20 protein-coding genes and 1 tRNA gene are annotated in these 22,410 nt (G+C 58.9%); 12 read left to right on the top strand and 9 right to left on the bottom strand.

The window, feature by feature from the left end:
* Window positions 1-14: 14 nt before the first annotated feature.
* From DUPY_RS16375 to DUPY_RS16365, 3 genes are all read right to left on the bottom strand, one after another.
* Window positions 15-743 (bottom strand): arginyltransferase, encoded by a 729-nt coding sequence (locus DUPY_RS16375; RefSeq protein WP_070249467.1) that lies wholly within the window; start codon window positions 741-743, stop codon window positions 15-17.
* A 104-nt stretch (window positions 744-847) separates the two neighbouring features.
* Window positions 848-1,582, bottom strand: coding sequence for a leucyl/phenylalanyl-tRNA--protein transferase (gene aat, locus DUPY_RS16370; RefSeq protein ID WP_070249466.1), 735 nt, complete (start codon window positions 1,580-1,582; stop codon window positions 848-850).
* Entirely contained in the window at window positions 1,579-2,166 is a 588-nt protein-coding gene (locus DUPY_RS16365) for an NUDIX hydrolase (protein ID WP_070249465.1), read from the bottom strand. Before DUPY_RS16365 ends, aat begins: the two co-directional genes overlap by 4 nt.
* A 173-nt stretch (window positions 2,167-2,339) precedes the next feature.
* Here DUPY_RS16365 and DUPY_RS16360 point away from each other — a divergent pair.
* Together DUPY_RS16360 and DUPY_RS16355 are read left to right on the top strand one after the other, a co-directional pair.
* Window positions 2,340-2,416 (top strand) — tRNA-Met (locus DUPY_RS16360).
* Between the two features lie 78 nt (window positions 2,417-2,494).
* Window positions 2,495-4,045, top strand: a complete 1,551-nt coding sequence (locus DUPY_RS16355; protein ID WP_141749577.1) for a site-specific integrase — start codon at window positions 2,495-2,497, stop codon at window positions 4,043-4,045.
* Here the strand turns inward: DUPY_RS16355 and DUPY_RS16350 are convergent.
* The gene (locus DUPY_RS16350) at window positions 4,042-5,814 is read right to left on the bottom strand and encodes a P-loop NTPase fold protein (protein WP_070249463.1); all 1,773 of its coding nucleotides are present in this window, start codon (window positions 5,812-5,814) and stop codon (window positions 4,042-4,044) included. The two genes, DUPY_RS16355 and DUPY_RS16350, sit on opposite strands and share 4 nt — an antisense overlap.
* A gap of 104 nt (window positions 5,815-5,918) precedes the next feature.
* Window positions 5,919-6,605 carry a hypothetical protein gene (locus tag DUPY_RS16345; RefSeq protein ID WP_208600057.1) on the bottom strand — a complete coding sequence of 229 codons (687 nt, stop codon included), beginning with the start codon at window positions 6,603-6,605 and terminating at the stop codon, window positions 5,919-5,921.
* Window positions 6,606-6,712: 107 nt separating this feature from the next.
* On the opposite strand from DUPY_RS16345, the gene DUPY_RS16340 reads away from it, so the two are divergent.
* The 6 genes from DUPY_RS16340 (at window position 6,713) to DUPY_RS16315 (ending at window position 15,398) form a co-directional block, all read left to right on the top strand.
* Window positions 6,713-8,440 (top strand): ATP-dependent nuclease, encoded by a 1,728-nt coding sequence (locus DUPY_RS16340; RefSeq protein WP_070249462.1) that lies wholly within the window; start codon window positions 6,713-6,715, stop codon window positions 8,438-8,440.
* Complete coding sequence (locus DUPY_RS16335; RefSeq protein WP_070249461.1) at window positions 8,433-9,830, top strand: UvrD-helicase domain-containing protein; 1,398 nt, start codon at window positions 8,433-8,435, stop codon at window positions 9,828-9,830. The genes DUPY_RS16340 and DUPY_RS16335 overlap by 8 nt, the downstream gene beginning before the upstream one ends.
* 15 nt (window positions 9,831-9,845) lie before the next feature.
* Window positions 9,846-10,967, top strand: a complete 1,122-nt coding sequence (locus DUPY_RS16330; protein ID WP_141749576.1) for an HNH endonuclease — start codon at window positions 9,846-9,848, stop codon at window positions 10,965-10,967.
* Window positions 10,968-11,000: 33 nt separating this feature from the next.
* Complete coding sequence (locus DUPY_RS16325) at window positions 11,001-11,906, top strand: hypothetical protein (protein ID WP_070249459.1); 906 nt, start codon at window positions 11,001-11,003, stop codon at window positions 11,904-11,906.
* A 440-nt stretch (window positions 11,907-12,346) separates the two neighbouring features.
* Entirely contained in the window at window positions 12,347-15,007 is a 2,661-nt protein-coding gene (locus tag DUPY_RS16320) for an AAA family ATPase (protein ID WP_084640747.1), read from the top strand.
* Window positions 15,008-15,095: 88 nt separating this feature from the next.
* On the top strand, window positions 15,096-15,398 hold the full coding sequence (locus DUPY_RS16315) for a hypothetical protein (RefSeq protein ID WP_070249458.1): 303 nt from the start codon (window positions 15,096-15,098) through the stop codon (window positions 15,396-15,398).
* Here DUPY_RS16315 and DUPY_RS16310 read toward each other — a convergent pair.
* Window positions 15,376-15,711, bottom strand: coding sequence for a hypothetical protein (locus DUPY_RS16310; RefSeq protein WP_070249457.1), 336 nt, complete (start codon window positions 15,709-15,711; stop codon window positions 15,376-15,378). The genes DUPY_RS16315 and DUPY_RS16310 overlap by 23 nt on opposite strands.
* A gap of 1 nt (window position 15,712) precedes the next feature.
* Complete coding sequence (locus DUPY_RS16305; RefSeq protein ID WP_070249456.1) at window positions 15,713-16,744, bottom strand: ArdC family protein; 1,032 nt, start codon at window positions 16,742-16,744, stop codon at window positions 15,713-15,715.
* Window positions 16,745-17,179: 435 nt separating this feature from the next.
* On the opposite strand from DUPY_RS16305, the gene DUPY_RS27970 reads away from it, so the two are divergent.
* Window positions 17,180-17,596, top strand: coding sequence for a hypothetical protein (locus DUPY_RS27970; RefSeq protein WP_141749575.1), 417 nt, complete (start codon window positions 17,180-17,182; stop codon window positions 17,594-17,596).
* Between the two features lie 33 nt (window positions 17,597-17,629).
* On the opposite strand, the gene DUPY_RS16295 is transcribed toward DUPY_RS27970, so the two are convergent.
* Window positions 17,630-20,071 (bottom strand): type IV secretion system DNA-binding domain-containing protein, encoded by a 2,442-nt coding sequence (locus DUPY_RS16295; RefSeq protein ID WP_229255396.1) that lies wholly within the window; start codon window positions 20,069-20,071, stop codon window positions 17,630-17,632.
* Window positions 20,072-20,126: 55 nt separating this feature from the next.
* On the opposite strand from DUPY_RS16295, the gene DUPY_RS27965 reads away from it, so the two are divergent.
* Genes DUPY_RS27965 through DUPY_RS16285 form a run of 3 tightly spaced genes read left to right on the top strand, consistent with a single transcriptional unit; the run spans window position 20,127 to window position 21,568 of the window.
* Window positions 20,127-20,495, top strand: coding sequence for a hypothetical protein (locus tag DUPY_RS27965; RefSeq protein ID WP_141749574.1), 369 nt, complete (start codon window positions 20,127-20,129; stop codon window positions 20,493-20,495).
* On the top strand, window positions 20,479-20,925 hold the full coding sequence (locus tag DUPY_RS16290; protein ID WP_141749573.1) for a hypothetical protein: 447 nt from the start codon (window positions 20,479-20,481) through the stop codon (window positions 20,923-20,925). The genes DUPY_RS27965 and DUPY_RS16290 overlap by 17 nt, the downstream gene beginning before the upstream one ends.
* 49 nt (window positions 20,926-20,974) lie before the next feature.
* Complete coding sequence (locus DUPY_RS16285) at window positions 20,975-21,568, top strand: LexA family transcriptional regulator (protein WP_070249452.1); 594 nt, start codon at window positions 20,975-20,977, stop codon at window positions 21,566-21,568.
* A gap of 52 nt (window positions 21,569-21,620) precedes the next feature.
* On the opposite strand, the gene DUPY_RS16280 is transcribed toward DUPY_RS16285, so the two are convergent.
* Window positions 21,621-22,172 carry a helix-turn-helix domain-containing protein gene (locus DUPY_RS16280; protein WP_141749572.1) on the bottom strand — a complete coding sequence of 184 codons (552 nt, stop codon included), beginning with the start codon at window positions 22,170-22,172 and terminating at the stop codon, window positions 21,621-21,623.
* Window positions 22,173-22,410 lie beyond the last annotated feature (238 nt).

Here is a 22,410-nt window from a genome sequence, read left to right as displayed (position 1 = left end):
TCGCCCGTATTTTATCAGTCGCCCAGTACACTCCACACGCCTTTGATGCGCGCTTCCAGCGGTTTGAAGTTGGTTTTATAGGACATCTTCTGGCTTTCCGCGATCCAGTAGCCGAGATACACGTGTGGCAGCTTCAATTCGCGCGCCTGCGAGATTTGCCACAGGATATTGAAGGTGCCGTACGAAGCGCCTTCCACGTCGGGATCAAAAAACGTGTACACCGACGACAGGCCGTCGGACAGTACGTCGATGATGCTGACCATGCGCAGCATGCCACCCGGCTCACGGAACTCCACCAGGCGCGTGTTGACCCGGCTTTGCAGCAGGAACTGGGCGTACTGGTCGCGGCTGTCCTGGTCCATGCCACCGCCGGCGTGGCGCTTGCTCTGGTAGCGCAGGTACAAATCGTAGTGTTCGTCCGAAAACGACAGCGTGGCCACGCCCGGGATCAGATCGCCATGGCGCGCCCAGGCGCGGCGCTGGCCGCGGCTGGGCAGGAATTGATCGACCACCACCCGCACCGGGATGCAGGCCTGGCAGCCGTCGCAGTAGGGACGGTAAGTAAAGATGCCGCTGCGCCGGAAGCCGTTCTTGACCAGTTCCGAATACACGTCGGCATTGATCAGGTGCGACGGCGTGGCAACTTGCGAGCGCGCCTGTCGTCCGTCGAGATACGAGCACGGGTAGGGCGCGGTGGTGTAAAACTGCAGCGTCGCAAAAGGCAGTTCGTTCAGGTGCGTCATGCCGGTCCTAGTTCGGGGCCTGTACTGTCGTACGGCGGGGCGGTTGTTCTTTTGACCAATAATAGCGTTTATCGAGAAACCGTGTCGCCGGTTGTGCCTCCAGCTTAACGTTCTTGCGACCAGGGAGCAATTGGTTCCCACTTCATGATTTGAGGCAATTCAATAGTGTTGCGGAGATGACTTAAAAATCGCGCGCGCGTAACCGGTATGGCGCCCAGCGAGGCCAGGTGGCTGGTTTCCTGTTGGCAATCTATCATCTGGACCCCTTGTTCACGCAAAAATCGCACCAGGTAGGCCAGGGCAATCTTCGAGCCGTCGGTGACGCGCGCAAACATCGATTCGCCGTAGAACATCCGGCCGATCGACACGCCATATGCGCCACCCACCAGCGCGCCATCGAGCCACACCTCTGCAGAATGGGCATAGCCCATGCTGTGCAGGCCCGTGTAGCCGGCGATGATGTCATCCGAAATCCAGGTACCGGGGCCGTCGCGGCGCGGCGCCGCACAGGCGCGCATCACATCCTCGAATGCACTGTCGAAGCGCACCTGCCAGCGCCCGCCGTCCGGCTTGGTGCGTTCACGCTCCACTTTGCGCAAGGTCTTGCGCAAGCTGTCACTGATGCGAAACTGGTCCGTCATCAAGACCATGCGCGGATCGGTGCTCCACCACAGGATGGGCTGGCCTTCTGAAAACCACGGGAAGATGCCATGCCGGTAAGCCATCAGCAGGCGCTGCGGCGACAGGTCGGCGCCAGCTGCCAGCAGCCCCGGCGCTTCGCGCGTGAGCGCGGTCGAGACATCGGGAAAGGGCGTATCGCGTTCCAGCCAGGGGATCACGTGGCATCGTCCGAGCGCATGGCCCGGTGGATATCGTGTTCGTGGAAGCCATACTCCGCGTTGCCGCCGGCTTCGCGCATGCGCGCGCGGTCGGCAAAGAATAGTTCGAGCGTGGCGCGGATGGTGGGAAAGGCCAGGTCGTCCCACGGAATCTCCGCCTCGCTGAACAACTGCACGTCGAGGCTTTCGATGCCGGGCGCAAAATCGAGGTCGAGCAGGGTGGCCAGGTAAAACATGTGCACCTGCTGCACGCGCACCACGTTCAACAGCGAAAACAGTTTGCCGAGGGTGATGTTGGCGCCGGCTTCTTCCTCGGTTTCGCGGAGTGCCGCCTCGGCCGTGGTTTCGCCGTTTTCCATGAAGCCGGCGGGCAGGGTCCAGTAGCCATGGCGCGGTTCGATTGCGCGCTTGCACAGCAGTACCTTGAGTTCGCCGTCGCGTTCCCACACGGGAATCGAGCCCAGCACCATTTTCGGATTCTGATAGTGGATCGTGCCGCAGTTGGTGCAGACGTAGCGCGGACGGTTGTCGCCGGCCGGGACCGTCAAAGTGACGGCAGCGGCGCATTCGGAACAATATTTCATAGGGGGTAACTGCCTGGTCGGAATTGTTTGCTCATTTACCTACTTTACACCGATTGCGGCGCACAGGCATGGTCGTTCACAGGCAGGCTGCGGATTTATTCGGCCTATCGGCAATCATTTCAGGATTAAGATTGCCTAATCCCGCGAACTGCCCTATAATACATCCATACAGACGCGGGGTGGAGCAGTCTGGCAGCTCGTCGGGCTCATAACCCGAAGGTCACAGGTTCAAATCCTGTCCCCGCAACCAGAACACAGCAAGCCGTTGATTCTTCAAAAGGAATCAGCGGCTTTCGCTTTTCCGGGTGCGCCACTTAGTGAGCCACCTGTGCAAATCAAAGCCCCACGCCTCTACCGCAACCGATGCGGCGTCTATTACTTCCGCGTCAAATCCGCCGGAAAAGAAAAGCGGATCAGCCTCCGCACCAAGTGTTCTAGAACTGCTAACATTCTCGCTTTGCAACTCAACCTTGACTTTGAGCGGAGGCGGGACATGGGCGCGCCCAATCTTTCGGACTTCAACTTCGATTTGGCCGCCATGCGCCGCTACGAGATCGAGTTGAAAAACGGGACCACCATCCGCACCGACGGCTCGGCCGACGACCATGCGCGGGCGATGGAGATGATGGCCCACATCGACCGGATCGGCATGATCGATCCCGAAGACCGCCCGACGCGTTCGGTGGCCGCGCTGCGCGCCAAATCCGAGCCGATCGCCTCGGCAGTGGACAAGTGGCTCGCGAACTGCTCGGGCAAGAACGGTGAGAGGACCGTGGACGCCAAGGCCTACCACATCAAGGATTTCTTGGCCCTCTCGTTCCCCCGGATCGAGTCGGTCGAGCGCTGGCTCGCCGAGCATGAGAAGGTTGAGTTCAACAGGAAGCGGGCGCTGCGCGAATTGGAAGAAAACAAAGCCGCCGGCCGCCACGTCAGCACGGACATCGAGGTCAATGCCATCGGCAAGCAAACGCTGGTGGAATACAAGAACGCGCTGCTTGCAATCCCGCAGACGCCGAAGACCATCGACAACAAGCTCAACAGCCTGCATGACTTTTTCAAATACATGATCGGCCACGGCCTCCACACAGCACTCGAAACGAATCCGGTCGAAGGAATGTTCATTCAGACCAAGAAGTCGCGCAAGAAGACTACGAACCCGTATCAGCCATTCACGGCGGAGGCGCTCTCGATCCTGTTCGAGCCCGAGGCATATCTCGCCGCGATGGACGCGCCAGACTTGTTTTGGGGGCCGCTGCTGGGCATCCACACCGGCATGCGGATCGGCGAAGCCACGCAAATCCGTTGCGTCGATGTCCATAAAGCTCCTGGCAGCGGTTTGCACTACATCCATGTCTACAAAAGCAAAACGCCAGGAGGCATCCGCAACGTCCCGATCTCGGATGCGCTGATCGAGCTGGGCTTCTTGGACTACATCGAGGAGTGCCGTGCAGCCGGCGCCGATCGGCTGTTCCCGCACCGCGCGCTCATCAACCACAGCTACTCCAAGGAGCTTTCGGCGCGGATGCTGGCCTATCAGCGCGCTCAGCGAATTAAGGCGCCGCAAACAAGCTTCCATTCGTTCCGCGTCAACGTCATCACCCAGATGCACAACAACGACTCGAACACCGCCAAGGTCATGAAGATCGTAGGGCACGACGATGGCGGCGGCCACTCAGTCCATTGGGGATATGTCCGTGACCTTCCCGACCTCAAACACATCGTGGACAAGCTGAGATGGCCTATAGACGTGCAGGCCTTGCGATACAACGGCCGGTTCGCCAGCTTTTTGGCGGATCGGAATAATTGGGAAGCTAAAAAGACTGATGACAAAGCCACCGCCAGAAACACGAACAACAAAAAGAGCACGTTTGTCGATTAGCGCGCACCAACAGAGCCTGATGCTGCCGGTGGCGCCGCTGATGTATCAAGGTTTTCCGCGCATGGCTCCTCAAGGACAGACTCAAGCCCGGAATCTCGGAACACTTTGCGAATGGCCAAGCTCAAGCGTGGAATGGAATTTGCGCGACAGAGGGATCTGCAAGCTGTGGCGAAATGCTCCAAGGCATCAGCGAAATCTGTCATGTGTCGTTCGCGTTGGGGATAGAGCGCAACGTTTGCCCGCAAGAAATCGCGCAAGCTTGCCCCGGACGATGTCTTAATTGTTTCCTCAAATGAGGCGACGGTGGCGTTGCGCATGGCTTGGCTGCTTGTGCTGTCCCAATTGCTGTTGCCTCCGATGCGGAGACACGCATCCAAAAGTGATGGTATAGGTTTCAGACGCCTTTCGGCCTCCGTGAACGCCAGGTCTATTTTTGGATTCAATCGCTTGTTGTCATGATTGTCAGGTCGTTCTGGCGCTGGCTCTTTGTTCTTGAAACCTTCAAGCCAGCGTGTGATGACTTTCTCCCCAACAGCCGCGCCGCCAGGAACCTCCGCCAACCTTTCGTTGAGCGCGGTGGCCGCGTATGCATCTAAAAGATCGGCACCCTCGGCAAGCTCGGCCCCAAGCTCCAAGAGTTCCGCATCAGTTACCAGCGGATGCCAATGAACCAACTCGAAGAATCGGACACAGCGCTCACGGATCTCCATCATGTTCTTTTCCGCCACGTAGCGATCCAATACAGCATCCACCCTACCCGAATCCAACAGTCCTGATCCCAAGTAGTCGATCAACACGCGCTCGTAGTCATCGCAATTATTGATCTTCAATTCATCCAACAGAGCTCCCCAATTTTTCTCCTCTTTTGGAGGCTCAGGAACATCGGCGAAGATGCTCCCCGGCCTCCTCATTTCCGCTTCCATGTGAAACCTGGAAGAATTAAATCCAATCACAAAATCCAATGTCGGTCCCTCGTCCAAACCGCGATGGTGCATGGCGGAGAGCAGGACTGTTGAGGGGATAATCCGGGAAAGCACGTCTTCACTCAAATTGTCTCGTCCATCCAGCAGCTTATTCACTGTTCGAATAATCTTCTGCATAATTCGGATGTTTGAAATCTTACATATCTCCACAGCCTCCATGACTTGGGCCGCATATAGGAATCGCTTTCCTGCAAGGGCGATTTCAAAAGCTTCTTTCGGGGTCGTGCTCAACGTTATTTCTTGATCGATCACCTTTTCGCGCAGCTTATCCCACACTTCCTTGTCTTTGAGCTTATCGGAGTTCAGGATCAGCAGAATGCGAGCACCATAAACTTGAGTGAATTCGTCGATGAAGCCCATCACCTCTTCGATGTTGAGATCATTGTGTTTGCGCTCGATGTCATCAATGACGATCACTCGATTGCGAAGAATCGCTGGCACGGCTAGCACTGCGAGCTCGTCGAGCGCGCTGAAAGCAGGATTAAACCCCTTTGCGAAACTGATCACTTGGCGCACGGCTGTGGTCACCACCTCGCGCGCTGCGCGCCCTGTCTTCGAGTCGGGGATGGCGCTTTGCACGATCCGCAGCTTCAATTGCATGATGTCTTTAATCCCAAACAACGACACGTAGAGAGCTTTCCTGACGGCGTCGTTGGTCGAGTCTTTTTGCACCTGCCTCCACATGTGACTTTTCCCTGTTCCCCATTTTCCTGACAGTGCAATGACGCCGTTGTCGTGGTCGTCGATCAGTTCTTCAAAATTGGCCTTGGTGATGGCGAGGGACATGCGTGATCCTATTTAGACTGAATTGATAAAAAATGTGATGTGTTGGATAACGCGGTTGGGTGCCACTGTGGCTTAGCGTGAGGATGCGCCAGTGTGTAGCATGGTCAGTCCCAGCATATGTGGGCCGCTAAATATTCATTGATGACAATGCGGATGTCGCGTCCCTCGACGAGCGAGGCATTGTAGCGATAACGGCCTTCTTGGACGACGATCCAGCCGCTAGGCGACATGTCCGTTCCTTCGACCAAACGCTGCATCGCGCGGCTGCCCACTTCAGGCCACGCGCACGAGGCGTCAGGGTTCTCGAACTCATCGCGCTGCGTATCGGACATCAAAGTCAACGGCAGCACGCCGACGTGGTCCGGCTCCTCAGCGCACAACTCGTGAAGTTCATACAGCGCATGCCCCTTTGCGAGTTTGATTAGGACATTTCGAGCGCGATCCCATTCAGGCATGAAGGTCGCACGTCCATCATGCATGGATTTGCATTGTTCTATGCGAGCTTTCAGCGCGGGTTTGCCGGATAAGATTCGTTGGATCTTTTCGCGATCCAAGATTGCTGGATCCGTTGAGCCAGCCATAACGCACGCAATTAGGCAGGCCAGATATTCCTCATCCGCCGAAAATCCATTATTGCATTCAAAACACGCCGAGACCACGAACAAATTGGTCGGCAGCGGTTCATCAAGAAACACCTTAGATGGGCAGTGGTCCTTGGTGCCGGTCCGGCCTCCACAGAATGCGCAATAAGCAAGAGTGCGAGTGTCGCCGTAATTGGGCACGTGACGCATGGTTAACTTTCAAAAGTGGAGGCGAGAAAACGATTCTTGCCCATCGTCACCAATATAAACTACTATTATTTACAAATAAATGTCGAAACCATCCATAAAAAATTTCCATGCAGATCAGACAGCTGAAAATACAAAACTTTCGCGGCATTTCTTCCATGACTTGGTCACTTCAGGATGCCTTTTGCTGTCTGATAGGCGCGGGCGACTCCGGCAAGTCAACGATCTTGGACGCGGCAGAAGCTGTGCTGAACTCCCGGTGGTTCTCGTTTTCGGAGTCTGACTTCCTAGCGTGTGATACAGGCAACACTATCGAAATCGAAGCCACCGTGGGCGAGTTGTCAAGGGCTTTAAAATCTGATGAGCGATTCGGACTTTATATCCGGGGTTGGACTGCGGCCGGCGAGCTGCGGGACGAGCCCGAGGGCGATGACGAGCCAGTGCTGACTGTCCGCCTGACCGTAGACGCCACCTTGGAGCCCGTGTGGGAAATGGTTTGCGACAGGGTCGAGACGCCACGGACGATCTCCAATCGAGACCGCGCGCTGTTCGGGCTAGTGCGGCTCGCTGGCGACGATGCTCGCCATCTCGCTTGGGGCCAAGGCTCAGTTCTCTCTCGCCTGACAGGAGACAACAAGGAGGCCGCCACGCGGTTGGCGGAGGCATATCGAGCCGCGCGCGACAGCGCCAAGCTCGGCCAGATTGAATCCCTCGCGAGGACCGCCACGGCGGCGGAAGGCTTCGCCATGGGACTGGGCGCATATGTCGAGGGGCATTATGAGCCGGGACTTGAGCTCGGCCGCTCCGGCCTGTCCTCGGGGTCCATCGCGCTTCACGACGATGGAGTGCCGCTGAGGCTTGCAGGTTTGGGCACACGCCGCCTCGCGACTCTGGCCATTCAGAGGTCAGCGATATCGGAGGGCGCAATCATTCTCGTCGATGAGATCGAGCATGGCTTGGAGCCCCACCGAATCATCGGCGCCATCTCCCAACTCAAGGCAAACCAAAATGCGGCCTCCGCCGCGAACACTCCGGTGGGGCAAGTGCTGTTGACCACGCACTCCGACATCGCCCTGGCGGAATGCGGCGCTCAATCGCTACACGTGATCAAAACATCCCGGCCGGACCGCGTTACCAGTGCGAGAAAGACCGAGGCGCCAATCCCCGTCGCAGCTCTGATGCGCTTCACTCCACGCGCGTTCTTCGCAAAGCGGATCTTGGTGTGCGAGGGCATGACCGAAGTGGGTTTGCTGCTTGGAGTTAGGGAGCAATGGCCTAGTAGGCACCACGGAAAGCCCATCGAGCAAATGGGCGTGGCCTTGGCAGACGGGAACGGCGCGCAGGCCCCTGCGCTGGCGCTGGCCTTGGCCGCACTGGGCTACCCAACCGCACTGTTCATGGATTCGGATGTGCCGTTGCCGCCGCCCACCACCGCATCGCTCTCAGCGGCTCGCGTAGCCGTCTTTGAATACGGCAGCATGCTCAACACCGAGCAAGCGATATTCTCAGCGGCTCGCAATCCAAGGGTCCAAGAGCTTCTTGACGTCGCGCGAGACAATCATGGATACGAGCAAGTGAACGACGCCCTGTTCCCGCATATCTCCGGCCTCAGTCAGGCAACCGTCAAAGAAGATTTCCAGAATTGGGGGCATCACTGCGAGCTAACGGCAGCCGAGGCTAAAACGATTGTCGGCAATGTCGCGAAAAATAAAAAATGGTTCAAGGAGCAGCGCTACGGAAGGCAGATCGGCGATATCGTTTGGAACATCATTGAGGAAGATCCTCAGACGCCGCTGGCTATCGCCCTGCTGGGTCTAGAGGAATGGGCTTATGCCTGACGCGCTGGATATCTTCCGACTAGGCAACGCAGCCGTGGTGGCGCCGGCCGGCCACGGAAAAACCGAGGTGATCGCCAATGTCGCCGCGCTGGGCCGGCGCGCGCTTGTTCTCACCCACACGCATGCTGGCGTCCACGCCATCCGCTCCCGCATCAAGCGTCTCGGCATCCCGCAGCATGCGGTCGCCGTGGACACCATCGCCGGCTGGTGCATGCGCTACACGCACGCCTTCCCCGGTATCGCCAAGCCTTGCGAGGGCATGCCAAGATCCAACTCCGAATGGGAGCAGCTCTATCGCGGGGCCATCCTCGCGCTGGGCATCTCCGCTGTGAGGGATGTCATAGCATCGTCCTACGATCGCGTCCTCATCGACGAATATCAAGATTGCAACGGCGGCCAGCACCAATTGGCAATCGCGATATCTGCGATTGTGCCGACCGTCGTGTTTGGAGACCCTATGCAAGGCATCTTTGAATTCGCTGGCGCCACGTTGAGCTGGGAGGGAGGAATACACAACCATTTCCCGCTTGCAGGGACTTTGGAAACACCGCATCGATGGGCTGGCAAGAATCCCGAGCTGGGCGTTTGGATCGCCCAGACTCGACAAAAGCTCATGGCCGGCGAGCCCATCGATTTGGCGGATGGCCCGATTGCGTATCGACAATCCGACGACGCCTTCGACATGGGAACGTTTTTCGACGGCATAGATGACCGAGAAGGAACGCAAGCCGCCATCCACTGCAACAAGGCGATCTGCTACCGCCTCGCCCAAGCGACGCGTGGCGGGTTCCAAGCCATCGAGGAAATGGCGGCCGGCCGCCTCCAAGAATTCGCAACCGCTTGGGACGCGTCTTCGGATATGCATGGACGATTCGCAGCAGTCAACAACATCATGGGTGATTGCTTTCACATCAAGCAGCTCGCCGACGACGAACCCGATGATCCCGACGACATCGCGATGGGCCAGGAAATGACAGCCATATCAGCGGAGCTCGGGGGCGATCTTGGAGTCACTGCCGCGCGCCGGCTTTTCGCGATGGCGAAGGAGCGTCCAAGTTGGCGGCTGTTTCGACGGGAGATTTGGCGCGACGGCGAGAAGGCCATCGCGGAGCTCGAAGCAGGCCGGGCCGCGAGCATGTCCGAGGCCGCCGGGAGCATCCGCCAGCGCGTCGCCAATTCGGGCCGACGCATGCCGCTTCGCACCGTGTCCACGCCTCTTTTGCTAAAAGGCCTCGAATTCGATCACGTAGTGATTCCGAACGCTGGGCATTTCCAGCGAGAGCGACTCGCCAGCGCGAAATTGTTTTACGTGGCGATATCCAGAGCTACAAGCACTCTGACCATAAGCGCGGCCGACAGAATCATCGTTTTCCCCAAACCCACGATTTGAACGACAAGGAGCACCGTGGCAACGACCAAAACACCGAATTTCAACAAGACCCATGTTCGCAACGCCGCTAAGGCGTGGCGCGAGAATCCACGCCGAGGCGGTTTTCGAGCGAGCATTCTCAACGTCGTGGAGATTGATGGGGAGCTGTATCCGCCAAAAGCCATCGCATCCTTGGCCAATGAGCTTGCCGGCGGAGGCATCTTGACGCCGCAAGATTTCGCGGGCGTAAAGCATGGCAAATGGCTCACCGCTCTTGTGAACCTTGGCTTTCCGATCCATCAAAAAAACGCCAAAGCGGCAGCACCGTCGAATAACATTCAAATGTATCGGAACGACGAGCGATTTGTTGATTGTCCCCGCGCTTTTCTGGTGACGGGCCGTCCAGAAAACGACCAGCGCAACCGGCAATTTCTGGCGGAGAGCCAGTCCGGCCATTGGATCTTAAAGAACGGGCGCGTGGAGAAAGGCGATGCGATTTTTTTGCTTTTGCCAAGCGCTGGCTCAAACGACGGCTATCCCCGCGAGCTGTTTTGCGGCGTTCTGGCCGCGCCTCCCGACAGAAATTCAAAGGTCGGAAGAGCGCTCTTTCGGGTCGAACATTTTCATCAGCTCGCTACCATAGACGCGGGCATCAAGGGTTTTCTCGGAGGCCACGTTCCCCCACAAGGAGACGTGGTGATGTCGGTATGGGATGATGCCGAGGCTCTCAAAACGCTGGGTGACACGGCGGGCGGGACCGAAGAAACCGGAGACGGCACCGGCTATCCTGAGGGCGCCAAGAAGCTCAAGGAGCACATGTGGACCGAGCGCAACCGCGCGGTCGTGCGCCTAGCGAAGGCTAGGCGCCTCGAGCAAACTGGAAAGCTTGAATGCGATGCGTGCAACTTCGACTTCGCGAAAGTTTATGGAGAAGATGGCGTCGGCTTCATCGAAGCCCATCATCGAATTCCGTTGGCGTCTTTCACCGCCCCAACAGACGCTCGGGTCGAGCACTTCGATTTGGTGTGCTCCAACTGCCACAGCATGCTTCACCGAATGAAGCCATTGAAGACCGCCCTCGAACTGAAAAAGCATCTTCTGGAAAATTTCAAACGGCCGGGCGCCACTCATTCCCGAGGCTCGAAATCCCGCGCGTGATTGCTTCAGCGCGGCAACTTAAACGGATCATCAATGCCCACCTATTCAAACGCCAACATCATTAAACCCAAGAGCTGGGAAGAATTCGAAGAGATTGTGTGCGCGGCGGCAAAAAACCGTTGGCGCAGTGTGGATTTCACTCTTCATGGACGGCAAGGCCAAGCGCAGTCCGGGGTGGACGTGTTTGGCGAAGACCAAGATGGGAAATTGGTGGGCATCCAATGCAAAAACACTGAGGGCGGCGTGTCCGACGCCACGATTCGGTCAGAGATAGCAAAGGCGGAGGAGTTCGGCCCGTCGCTCTCCAAGCTCTATATCGCCACGACGGCGGACACCGACAAGAATATTCAAGCATTGGTCAGAGCCATCTCCGCCGCTCGAAGAGCCCAAGGGCTATTCCCTGTCCATGTCTTCTTTTGGAACGACATTTGGAGCGACCTTTGCCTGGATGAGGCCCGGCTGTTTCAACACTACCCTCAACTTCGCCCGCAAGCGTTGACGCAAGCCGTGAAACTGGGACCGACGCACGATCAGAGGATCTTTAATAAATTCAAAGAAGAACTGGCTTTCGACCCCGCCATTCGCCTGTTGCGACACCATGACTTTGGGGGCTCCTTCCCTAAAGTTGCGATAAGGCCACTCATGAATTTCATTGCGACATGGGATCAGCCTGAGCACGAATTTCTCGATGTGGAATTGCAGACCCACTTGAAAGCTTTCTACGACGCCGCATTTGCCATGGGAACGGCAATATCGCGCCTAACGGTCCCGGTGGGGGGCGGCGACCTCATCTCTGTCTACGCCGACCATCAACGCAGCGCGGGACCACGCCCTCTCTCGGTGGTTGAGGATGCTGCGGAGCTCAACAAGATGGCTTCCGAGTTCGTTCCAATCTATGACAACTTTTTGCGCCTTTGCCGCGCGAAGCTCGAAGCTTGAGATGGCGGGAGAATAATGAGCTAGTAATGCGCTCTGTATATCAAAGCCCTGGCTGATTTTTTCGAATCAGTCTTGCGCATCCTGAATCTTCAACCAATGGAGCGCGCCGTGGGCGGAGTGTTGGAGAGCCGGAGCGTAGTCAAAGCGAGTGGCGATGGAATATCCATGTCGGCCAGCAGCGCGGCGGCGAAACGTCCCGTGCGAGGCGGCCAGCTTTCGCGTCACAACATCAACTCGTCCCAAAAAACATCAATGGCGACTCCTCCTTGCCTCACCATGGCGGAGGCCTTCAATTTGGTGACGGCTTGCTTGGTGAAAGTTTTACCACCACGCCAACCCCACCCCTTTCCCAATGGCGCTCATAGGAGAGGGTTGGAAGGCGCAGCTATTTTCGTCACGGTTTTCAGCCTCCTGCATCTTTGTGTCCCGACGTTGTCGAAATGGAATACCATTATCCAAAAGACAAACTCATATTTCCACTGTTCAAGGCGCACATGACAACGATACTGCAGGAGATTCAGAAGTGGTCCGAGGAGCTGCCTGCTTGGCAGCAGCACGCCATCGCAAAGATATACGCGCAAGGAGAGCTAACGCAGCAAGATCACGACGACATGTATGCGTTGCTCAAAGTGGCCCATAAGATTGCCGACCCGGAGAACCGCGTGGCTAGCAAGCTCGCGGCCGGCGAAGTCGCAGTCCAGCCTGCAGTCGGGCAACTCATCCAAATCGGGGCGATCAAAAACCTGAACAACGTGAACGCATTGGCGAGCGACCAGCGCCTCTCTATCTCAGCAAAGGGGCTCACAGTCATCTATGGTGAGAACGGCTCGGGCAAGTCGGGATATTCCCGCGTCTTCAAGCATGCTTGCCGCGCTCGCGACCGGCGCGAGCACATCCTACCAAATGCCAACGAGGAGCCTGGGAAGGCCGGTCCTCCGCAAGCGACCTTCGAACTGCACGTGGACGGCGTAGAGCACGAAGTCCAATGGCAGTCGGGGCAAGTGTCCCCAGCGGAGTTGTCGTCCATCGCCATCTTCGATTCACATTGCGCTCGCGCCTACTTGGACAACCACGGGGATTTTGCCTACGTGCCGTATGGATTGGATATCCTCAAAAAATTGGTGGACGCCCTGGGGACGTTGAAGGCGATGGCTACCAAGGAGCAGGGGCAGAATACGCCCGACTCGGCCCTGTTCGCCGAACTGAGCCAAACCAAGACCAAAGTTGGAACTTTGCTGTCGGCCCTCTCCGCCAAGACAAAGCCCGCTGATGTAGAGGCCCTCGCGACATGGTCGGAGGAGAAGAAAGCTGAACACGCAAATATTGTAGCCGCGCTTAGCGAAGCCGACCCCAAACTTAAAGCTCAGACGCTCAGAAACCAGGCCACTCGATTTGAAGGCTTGTCCACCAGAATTGACAAGGCCATTACTCTGCTTGACGACGCGCACCTCGCCGCGCTGGTCGCGGTGGTCCACACCGCGAGCGTGGCGAAGGAGGCGGCTGAGCTCGCAAGCAAGGCGTTTAGGGAGACGCCGGGCCAATTGCTAGGCACGGGCGAAGAGGCTTGGAAAAAGCTGTTCAAGGCGGCGCGGTCTTTTGCCGCCGAGTCGCATCCAGGGAAAGAGTTTCCACATCTTGGACCCGAGTCCTCGTGCCCATTGTGTCAAAACACTCTCGGGGCGGAAGGGGCCGCGCGGCTCGTCATGTTCGACGAGTTCGTCGAGCGTAAAACTGAGCAGGAGGCCAAAACGGCGAAGGATGCCGCCGATGCCCTCATCTCGGCGATCAAGCTCGCCAACTTGGAGCTGCTGATTGACGAGACCTTGAAAAATGAGATCGCCGCCCGGAATCAAGCGCTGGCCGAAAGCTGCGTTGGCATACAAAAATGGCTGACTGACCGGCGCTCTTCAATGTTGACCGCCTGCCAGCCTGCCGGCGACTGGGCAAACTTGGTTCAGTTGATCGGGAGTCCTGCTCCCGCACTCGTTCTTTTGAAGGACCAACTCATCGCCGAGGCTGTCGCCATGGAGGAGACGCTGGACGAGGCCGGACGCGCGAAGATGATCGCGGAGCGCGACGAGCTTGACGCTTGCCGCCGCCTGTCCGAGTTGAAGGCTGGCGTCCTGCTCGCAATTGAAAAGCATATCATTACCGGCAAGCTTAATTCGTGCGTGACAGCGGCCGGTGGCACCATGCCAATCTCCAAGAAGGCCACGCAGCTTTCCGACACGATGGCGACTAAGGAAGTGGTGGCCGCGCTCAATGCGGAATTAGAAAGCCTGAACGTCCACGAACTGAAAGTGGTGATGAAGCCCACATCGGCCAAGGGCAAGACTCAATACAAGCTAGCCCTGGAAATGCTGGGCAAGCGCGATGCCACCGAAATTCTCAGCGAAGGCGAGCAACGAGCCATCGCGATCGCCTCCTTCTTGGCGGAAGTCGGCTTGGGCAAAGGACTGGGTGGCATGGTATTCGACGACCCAGTCTCCTCGCTCGACCATTCCCGACGCGAATACGTCGCCCGGCGCATCGCGAAGGAATCGCTCTCGCGCCAAGTCATCGTCTTCACTCATGATTTGTTCTTCCTGAACGTATTGGTGCATGAGGCCCGCGCTCTGGGAATGGAACCTGCATGCAGGAGCCTACGCAGAGCTCCCGCCGGCTATGGCGTCGCAGACGAGTCCATGCCATTCGAGGGCGCGTCAACCAAGGACAGAGTGGGCATCTTGCGCGTGATGTTGGTCGAAGCGACGAAGCTGCGCAAGGCGGGCGATGATAAGGGATACAAGCGTGAGGCGCGCGACATATACGCTCACCTTCGCATGTCTTGGGAGCGCGCCGTTGAAGAGCTGTTGTTCAATGGCGTCGTGCTGCGATTCCGCAAGGGCGTGGAGACGAACAGGCTTAACAAGGTGACGATAGAGCCAGGCGACGTGGAAACCATCACGAAGAACATGGGCAAGTGCTCCAACTACACCGGGCACGACGGCGCGATCCAAGCAAACCTCGCCATTCCACTCCCGCCAGAGATCGAACAAGACATCAACGTCTTGGACGATTGGCGCAAGGCCGCCTCCGACCGGCTCAATAAGAAGAAATAGCCGCGTTGCAGGTTGCCAATGCGATCAACAACGCTCACAAGGCGGCTACGGCGCATGTTCACTTCTAGCCTCGATCGAAGGCCGCGACATGCTTCAGGTGAACGACGCCATCACGCTGAGAAGCGCGGAAGTGCGGTGCCAAAGCGAAGGCGCCAGCAAACGCTGGCGCCTTCGGTCGAGCTTGACGGCCGGAACCCACTTCGCCATCGCCGCCAAGCTCGACGAGAGCAATCGGTGGATCACCGAATTCTATCTCCTGCGGATGGCGGAGCATGCCGAAAAGTGGATTCCATTGCCGGCTCGGCCCGACTCGATGAATCCACTGAGCCGCCAACGCCACGGAGTCCTTGCCGACATGTTCGGAAGGCCTAGCGCCCAACCCGCACCCTGATGCGGCTCAAGAAAAGCGGCCCCGGCGCGCCAATGAAGGCGCCCGCCACGTTGTAGATGAAGAACTCCTCGGCGCCCTCGCGATCCATCCCGTCTCGCCGGGCGAGCTTGCGAAATATCGAAGATTGATCGTAGAGCACGCGCGCGTCTCCGTCCACCTCGACCAATCCGAGGATCGCGTCGTCGTGCCCATTGACGAAGACGAGCTGCTCGCCATCCGCAGCGTCCAGGCATGCTTGGCGCAACGCCGCGCCCTTCGCATCGCGCTCGCTCGCCCCCGCCCCCTCAATGCTGCCCACCGAATCTTTTTCCATGTCATTTCTCCAGCGCGTGGTCGTAGTCTTGAATCCATTCCTTGTGGGTGTCCAAGGCGCTCATTTGCTTCTCCAGCCCCAACATGTAATCCGCCATGAGCTCGGCGTCCTTGGCCGCTGAGAAGATCGCCATGGGGTCGGCCGCTACCACCTTGATCCAGTGCTGGAGGTAGGCCGCGTGGTTGTCAATGTGCGCCTGCCCCATCGGCACGCCGGTCTCCGCCGCCAAGATGGCCGAGCAAATCTCCGCGCGCAGCTCTTCGACCGCGTAGGCCTGATCGCCCCACCGCTTCGCGATGGCCTCTTGCCTGTCCATGCGCTTCTTGTGAAGCGTGCTGTGCGCGCCTTCATGCATGGCGGTCGCATAGTAGTCATAGACGCTGGCGAACGACTTCTTCGTCGGCAGCCTGACCTCGTCGAGCGAGGGCGAGTAGCTTGCTTGGTTTCCACCGTGGACCACCAGAAGCCCAGTCTTCTCTTTGAGTGCCTGGATCACGGCCTCCGCGCGCGACACGGGATCGAAAGGCTTCTCAGCCGGCGCCGTTAGCTCGGGGACGCCGTCCATTTGCTGAGCATTGAAGACCACATACCGGCGCAGGGCGAACGTCTTGCGCTCCTGCGCCGGTTCCGAGCCGCCCGATCCACCGCTTGCCGCGCTGCCAGCTGAAGCGCCTCGACCGCTGCTTGCGCCGCCAGCTTGGGAGCCATCGCCGCCCCGAGCGACCTCAACCACCTTCACGATCGGAATGCCTTTCTCTCCCCGGCGCACCTGCCAGCCATTGGCCTGGGCTTGCTGGTAGGTGGCGAAGCGCGGATCTGCCCGTCCCTCGGGATCAAGCTTGCCGGACAGGGCCAGCAGGAGACGGTTGACGCCCCGGTAAGCGTTGCCTGTCGTTGCGTTCACTGGCCGCAGCGACTGCGCCGCCCAAGGCTTCTGCCAAGGCGTCTGACCATTTTCCATCGCCGCAATGAGCGTAAGCGCCACCTCGGACTTCAAATCCACCCTTGTTTGGGCATCCTCATTTTTTTTCATCGTTCCTCCGTTCTCGCGTCATAAAATAACGGCCTGGATCCGTTGCCAGGCCGTGACGAACATGCTCGCATCCACGTGGATCAAAAGTCATGGGCGAGGCCGGCGCTTGTTCCGAGCAGGCAGCGCGTCGAGAGCGGCAACGAGTTCCAGTGGGAGCATGGTTTGCAAGGATTGTTCGGGTTGCTCATCGCCACTCCCGGCCCCGGTCGCAGGACTTTGCTTTGCGTATTCCATCGTTTGAGGTGGGATGCCGGGTCTTTGCTGTGCATCGTTGGTCGTCTGCCGCGTGGTGTCGCTCCGACGCGTCGCCGCTAGCCATGCGGCTGGCAAGGCGGCATGGTCGAGCGTGGAGCTCGGCACGAGGCTGCGTTGGATTTCAGAGCGGACAGGATGAAGAGGCCCCAGCGCAGACTCCGAAAGCCGCGCCCAGTCCTCATGGCTAAATTCCGTCTCCTGCGCGAGGCGCGCTCGACGACGCGCAGACGACGTAGGGCTGAGTCTGGCCAAGATGGCGCGCAGCGCAGCAACCCAACGTTGGATGGCCGTCGGCTTCTTGGATCGCGCTTGCTCAGACCAGTAATCGCGTTGCTCCACCCACCCCTCGGAATCGAAGTCTGGGCCAGGATCAATCGCGATTTCGAATTCGACCTGCGCCTCTCCGGGCTCGCTTGCCCTCTCTTTTGGCGCCGTCAATTTGCTCATCTCGTCGTTCGCGGCTCGGTTTTTTTGCATGCGCTCCCCTTTGATGTTGTGCCGGAAGAATTCGGCCTCAAACTTGAATGCGGGCCGCCAATGGACAAGTTAGAAAGCGCTCAAATGTTGAGCCTTGTGATGGAAAAAGCGGCCCTGTGAGGGGCCGCTTGGATAGCCACCTCACGCGCCGGGCTATTGACCCACGTCGTCTCCGCGCTCGGGATCAACATTTCTCGTCGATGTCCGACGCGCTCCGGCCAAGCGCGCTTTCAGTGTTCGGCGCGCGCGCGTGGCGCTGGCTGGCGCTCCGCCATCAAACAAGGCATCGGCGACTTGCCCCACCAGTGAAGCGCCGGCCAAGCCATCGATGCCTGCCGCATGCAGCGATGATTCAAGAACCGCGTCTGCAAGTGGATCATCATTGGCCTCGCCGCGCTCACCGTCCTCATTGTTCAGCTCATCAAATCGCGACGCGTCAACGCCATCAAACATGGCCTCCAATTCGGCCAACTCGATGGCGGCGGCGTCGCTCGCGCTGTGAACCGTCGAGGTGGAGGCGGCGCGCTGTGACGGCGGTGGCTGTGAGCCCTTTGGCGACAACGATGGCAAAGCTGAACTTGGCCTCGCTTTGGGGCGAACTTTCGTAGCCGCTGTCGCGCCAATGCCTTGCTGCGACGAGCCTGAGCTTGTGCCGGGTTTCTTCCCGTTAGGTGCCGCGTGGGATGGAGAGCTTGCTTGATCTGGCGCCACGTCCGCCGTTATCATTGAGGATGCATTTGAGTCGATGTCCACTGCGCTCGGAACCAACGGATCGGAAGCCAATGCTCGCTGCTCATCCTGCGCGCCTCTGTCCGCCACCTCGACAGGTTGCTCCACGCTTTTCCCTTCGCCAGTCGCCGACACTGGAACGATGGTATTTTCTAGCCAAGGCGCCGGCATATGCGCGAGGCGTTCGCTGCGTATGCGATAGTGGGGCCAAACCAGTTCATAGGCTTCGCCGCCGGTGAAGAGAATCATCGCGACGCCTTTGCCGTCCGGGGTCAATCCGAGCCGGGACGCGAGCTCTGAGGGCTTGTAGAGCGGCACCTCATCGCGGCTGAAAGAAATGGAAGTTGAGCGGCCCGAGCCGGCGCCGTGAGATGTCGATACGTTCACCCTCTCGACTTCCCTCGCGCCAAAGGCTTTGCAGAGCTGCTCCGCAGTCTCTCCGGGCATCATCTGGCCGACAAGGATGGACCCGCACATGCCGATGAGCGCTTTGACCATGGCGGCGCCGTAAAGCTCTTCGAGCTGCGCGAAATCCTGACACGCCACGACACAGCGAACGCCGCGCGAGCGGCCGACCTCGAACAATGCGCGCACCGGGATCTTTCCCATCTGCGCGAACTCGTCGGCGATGAACCAAATCTTGCGCTTGGGATCGTCCGGCATCTCGACGCTGTTGACGATGGCGGACACGATGCCGACGATGCCCTCGACGTAGCTCTTCGTCAGTTCCGAATACGATCCATGGCCTTGCAGAACGACTTGGGAGAAAGCCGAGCGGCCAAGCGTCCACTCAACAAAGCTGATCCTGCGCTCGGCCGGGACGGAGCCCCAAGCCTCGGCCAAGTCAAAAATTGGCGAGCAGAACGCGGCGAGATTGATGAGAATGCCGGCGGTCGTCACCGAAGCCTTCTCGACGGCCCTCACGGCTTCGGGATGCCAGCGCCGCATGATGGGCAGCAACTCGGACTGAGGCAGCGCCACGAGGCTGGACAACTCGCGCCACCCCCAAGCATGGCCTCGCTCCCCCTTCAAATAGACGAGAAGTCCAACCAAGAGCTGCTTGGCCGCGTTGGACCACATGGGGTCGGAGCTGTCTCGGACCATGCACGAGGCGAATCGGCGCATGTCCAGGATGTTCCGCATGTCCGTGGCGATGTCCCATGCCAGGCTGCGAGCGTCCCATGGCGCAATCAGTGAGGGGCCGCCGAAGCCGGAGGTGAATTCCCCCTTCGGATCGAAGATCAGCATTTGCTCGCGCGCCTGCGCGATCTTGTCGATCAGCGGCTTGATTGCTGTGCTTTTTCCGGAGCCGACTCCGCCGACCACGAGGAGGTGCCGCGTCCAAAGGTCCGCCGGGAAATCGACTCCCGGAGCAATCTGGTGATCTGGACGCCGGCGCGCTTGCGCTCTCAGCTTCGCTGCCAGTCGCGCCACTGCCTCGGGGCCAGCATGCCGCGAGGATCCCCGGATATGGATGACTCCATCGCGAGGACGAAGCATCGGCGCGGCGAGGAGGATTGCCGGCATGGCGGCGGCGCAGGAAGCGAACAGGCATCTCGCCGCCATGCCCACCTTTTCCGCGCTCGGAAGGCCCGCCAGATGCGCCGCATAAAAGCGCGCCGACTCCGCGAAGAAGCTCGGAAGCAAGGCATGCGCGCCAGAGCGCAGCCAATATCCAATGTGCTCGGACAGCGCTCCGCGAGGAAGCGACATTCCGGGCAGAGGCCTCCATACCGCTACCAACGCGAATGCTCCGATGACCGCTCCCGCAATGCAGCTCGTGGCGATCCAGTCGCCAGGTCGCACACGCAACAGGGATGGGGCGGGTGGAGGCGACTGCCCCCAATCGAGATTTGTTTTCTTCATGCAGCCTCCAAGGTTGTCCTGCTTGAGAAGGCCGGCCGTCGGCGCGGGTCGGAGCATGGAGGCGACGCTCGGCGCCATGGGGGCGCTGGCCGCTTGGTGGCGCGTGATGAATCGCTTCGCGCGGCAGGTTGGCGACGAGATTCTGCTTCTCGCCGCCGCTGGTCGGGAGCATGGCGAAAAAAACCTGATGACCCGCTATCAGGACTGCATTAAAGATCGTAGGGGAGCGCCGACTCCACTCAACCAGGGCAATCCCATTCCACCCGACCACATCAAGGAAACACATGACGACATACGCGACGACCCAAGAATTTTTCAGAGAATTCGAGGCGCTGCCCAGCAAGGTAAAGTTGGCGTTGGAAACATACGCAAGCCGATGCGCTGTGGGCACGCATTATTCAGATTCCATGGACCTGATCCATGAAGTGTTCTTCCGCGTCCTCGATGGCCGCCGCCATTGGCCCCGCGACGTTGATCTCGCCGCGTTTCTCGCCAACTCCGTGAAGAGTTTGGCGAGTTCATCCCGCCAACTCGCGGAGCACAAGAACGTTCCCTTGGAATCCATTGAACATCAAGAGGACGGCGCCGAGCCGATGGGCCATCAGCCTGTCTCATCCACAGAAGAGCTGGCGATGGAGCGCGAGCGGCAACGGATCGCCCAAGCCGCCGTCGAGTTCGCGCGCTCAATTCTGCAAACCGATGTGGACGCCATCCGCGTGCTCAACGGCATCTACGCCGACATGACCCCGAAGGAAATGAAACAGGCGTTCGCGCTCAGCGATAAAGGGTTCGCGGCGGCGCGCCAGCGCGTGATGTTTCGCCTTAAATCGTTCGCGGCGCTTCATCCGCATTGATTCGCGGCCAAAACTTCGCGAGAATCACCCCACACATTCAGGACATGACATGGACAGAAAAAAAGCCAGCACCGACGCAACCGGCGCTCAATACGCCAAAGCCGCAGCCTGCGGCGCATCGACCGCTATCCATGACCTGCTGGGGATGACTCCCGAGGATGTGGAGGCCGACATCGCATCTCGCGGAAAATCAGTGATGAGCGTGTTGAAACGCTTTGGAGCCATGGAGCGCAAGGCAGCGGCGAAGTTCTTCGATCAGCGAGGCGAAAGCTCGAAGGTGTCGAAGGGAGACTACCGCCTGGACCTCTCACGCTCAGCCCATTTCTCCGCGCCCGGGACCGAACCTGATTGGACGGCTGTGGTTGTGGTCCGCGCGACGCTTGATGCGGACGACGCGGAGTTGTTGAACGACGGGCGATTGGAAATGTCCGTTTTCTTGGACGCCAAGACCACCCCGCGCGATGGAGACGTCGTCCTCGCGTTCATTGAGGGCCAAGGCCAAGCGCTCCGGCGCTTCCGGCAAGTCGGCATGGACCTCGTCTCGCTTGAACCGCTGGCCGACAGGTTCTCTCCGGCAGAGACCGGACATCCATCGCAAGTAGTCATTCATGGCATCGTCGTCGGCAGAGCGGCTCCGACGTGATTTTGATGCAAAGTCAAAAAGGCCAAGCTTGAATGCTTGGCCTTTTTGCTTTTTAGCTGGCGCCGTTCGTTCGAGCTTCCCTGACTGACAACAGCGCCTCGCGGTGAATCCGCGCGCCTTTCTCCGACGGAGTCTCTCGCGTTGGAATGGCGGCGGCTCGCCGCTCGCGGTCGAGACGCATCGATTCAAGCACTTGGCGTTTGATGCGGGCAGCCTGCTCCTTGGGCGTCTCAGCGCATTGCGAAATCAGATTCTGCTGTGCCTCTTCCTCCGCCTGGGACTGGGCCACTTGGGACGGTGAGGCAACGGTTTCGCTCGCATCCGCGCAATACCATCCGACGAAGTCGGTCAGCTTCACCATGATGACGTTGCCCACGCGCCGGTGGGCGATGGGAAAGCGGCCCTCGCGTATTTGCGCATGGATCGCCGTGGTCGAAAGTCCGAGCATTCCGGCGACCTGGCCCACTTTCAAGAAGAGGGATGTTATTCGGTATTGGGCCACCAGGGCTGCGCGAGCCGCCTCCATGCAAGCGGAAAACTCAAGCGGCTCCGACAACGGAGGCGATGACGTGGTTGATGGTTCTGGATCATGGACATCGTGCATGCGCGCCTCCGTCAAATGGGGACATTCCCTCTTTGAATGCGGATGCCAAGCCGGTCCTTAGCGCGGGAGCGCCAAGGACCTCGGCGCGAGCTGTGGGAATTGCACGTTGAGAAAACAACGCTTGTAGAGAAGCCGACGAACGGCATGAGGCAACGCGAGGCAAGCGAATTTGGCTGGACTTTCCATATTCAGCCGCTTTAGCCCACAAAACCCTACATAAATATATTTATGTGGGTTA

Source organism: Duganella phyllosphaerae (assembly GCF_001758785.1).
Lineage (GTDB): Bacteria > Pseudomonadota > Gammaproteobacteria > Burkholderiales > Burkholderiaceae_D > Rugamonas > Rugamonas phyllosphaerae.
This window is presented reverse-complemented; position numbering and strand designations above follow the sequence as displayed.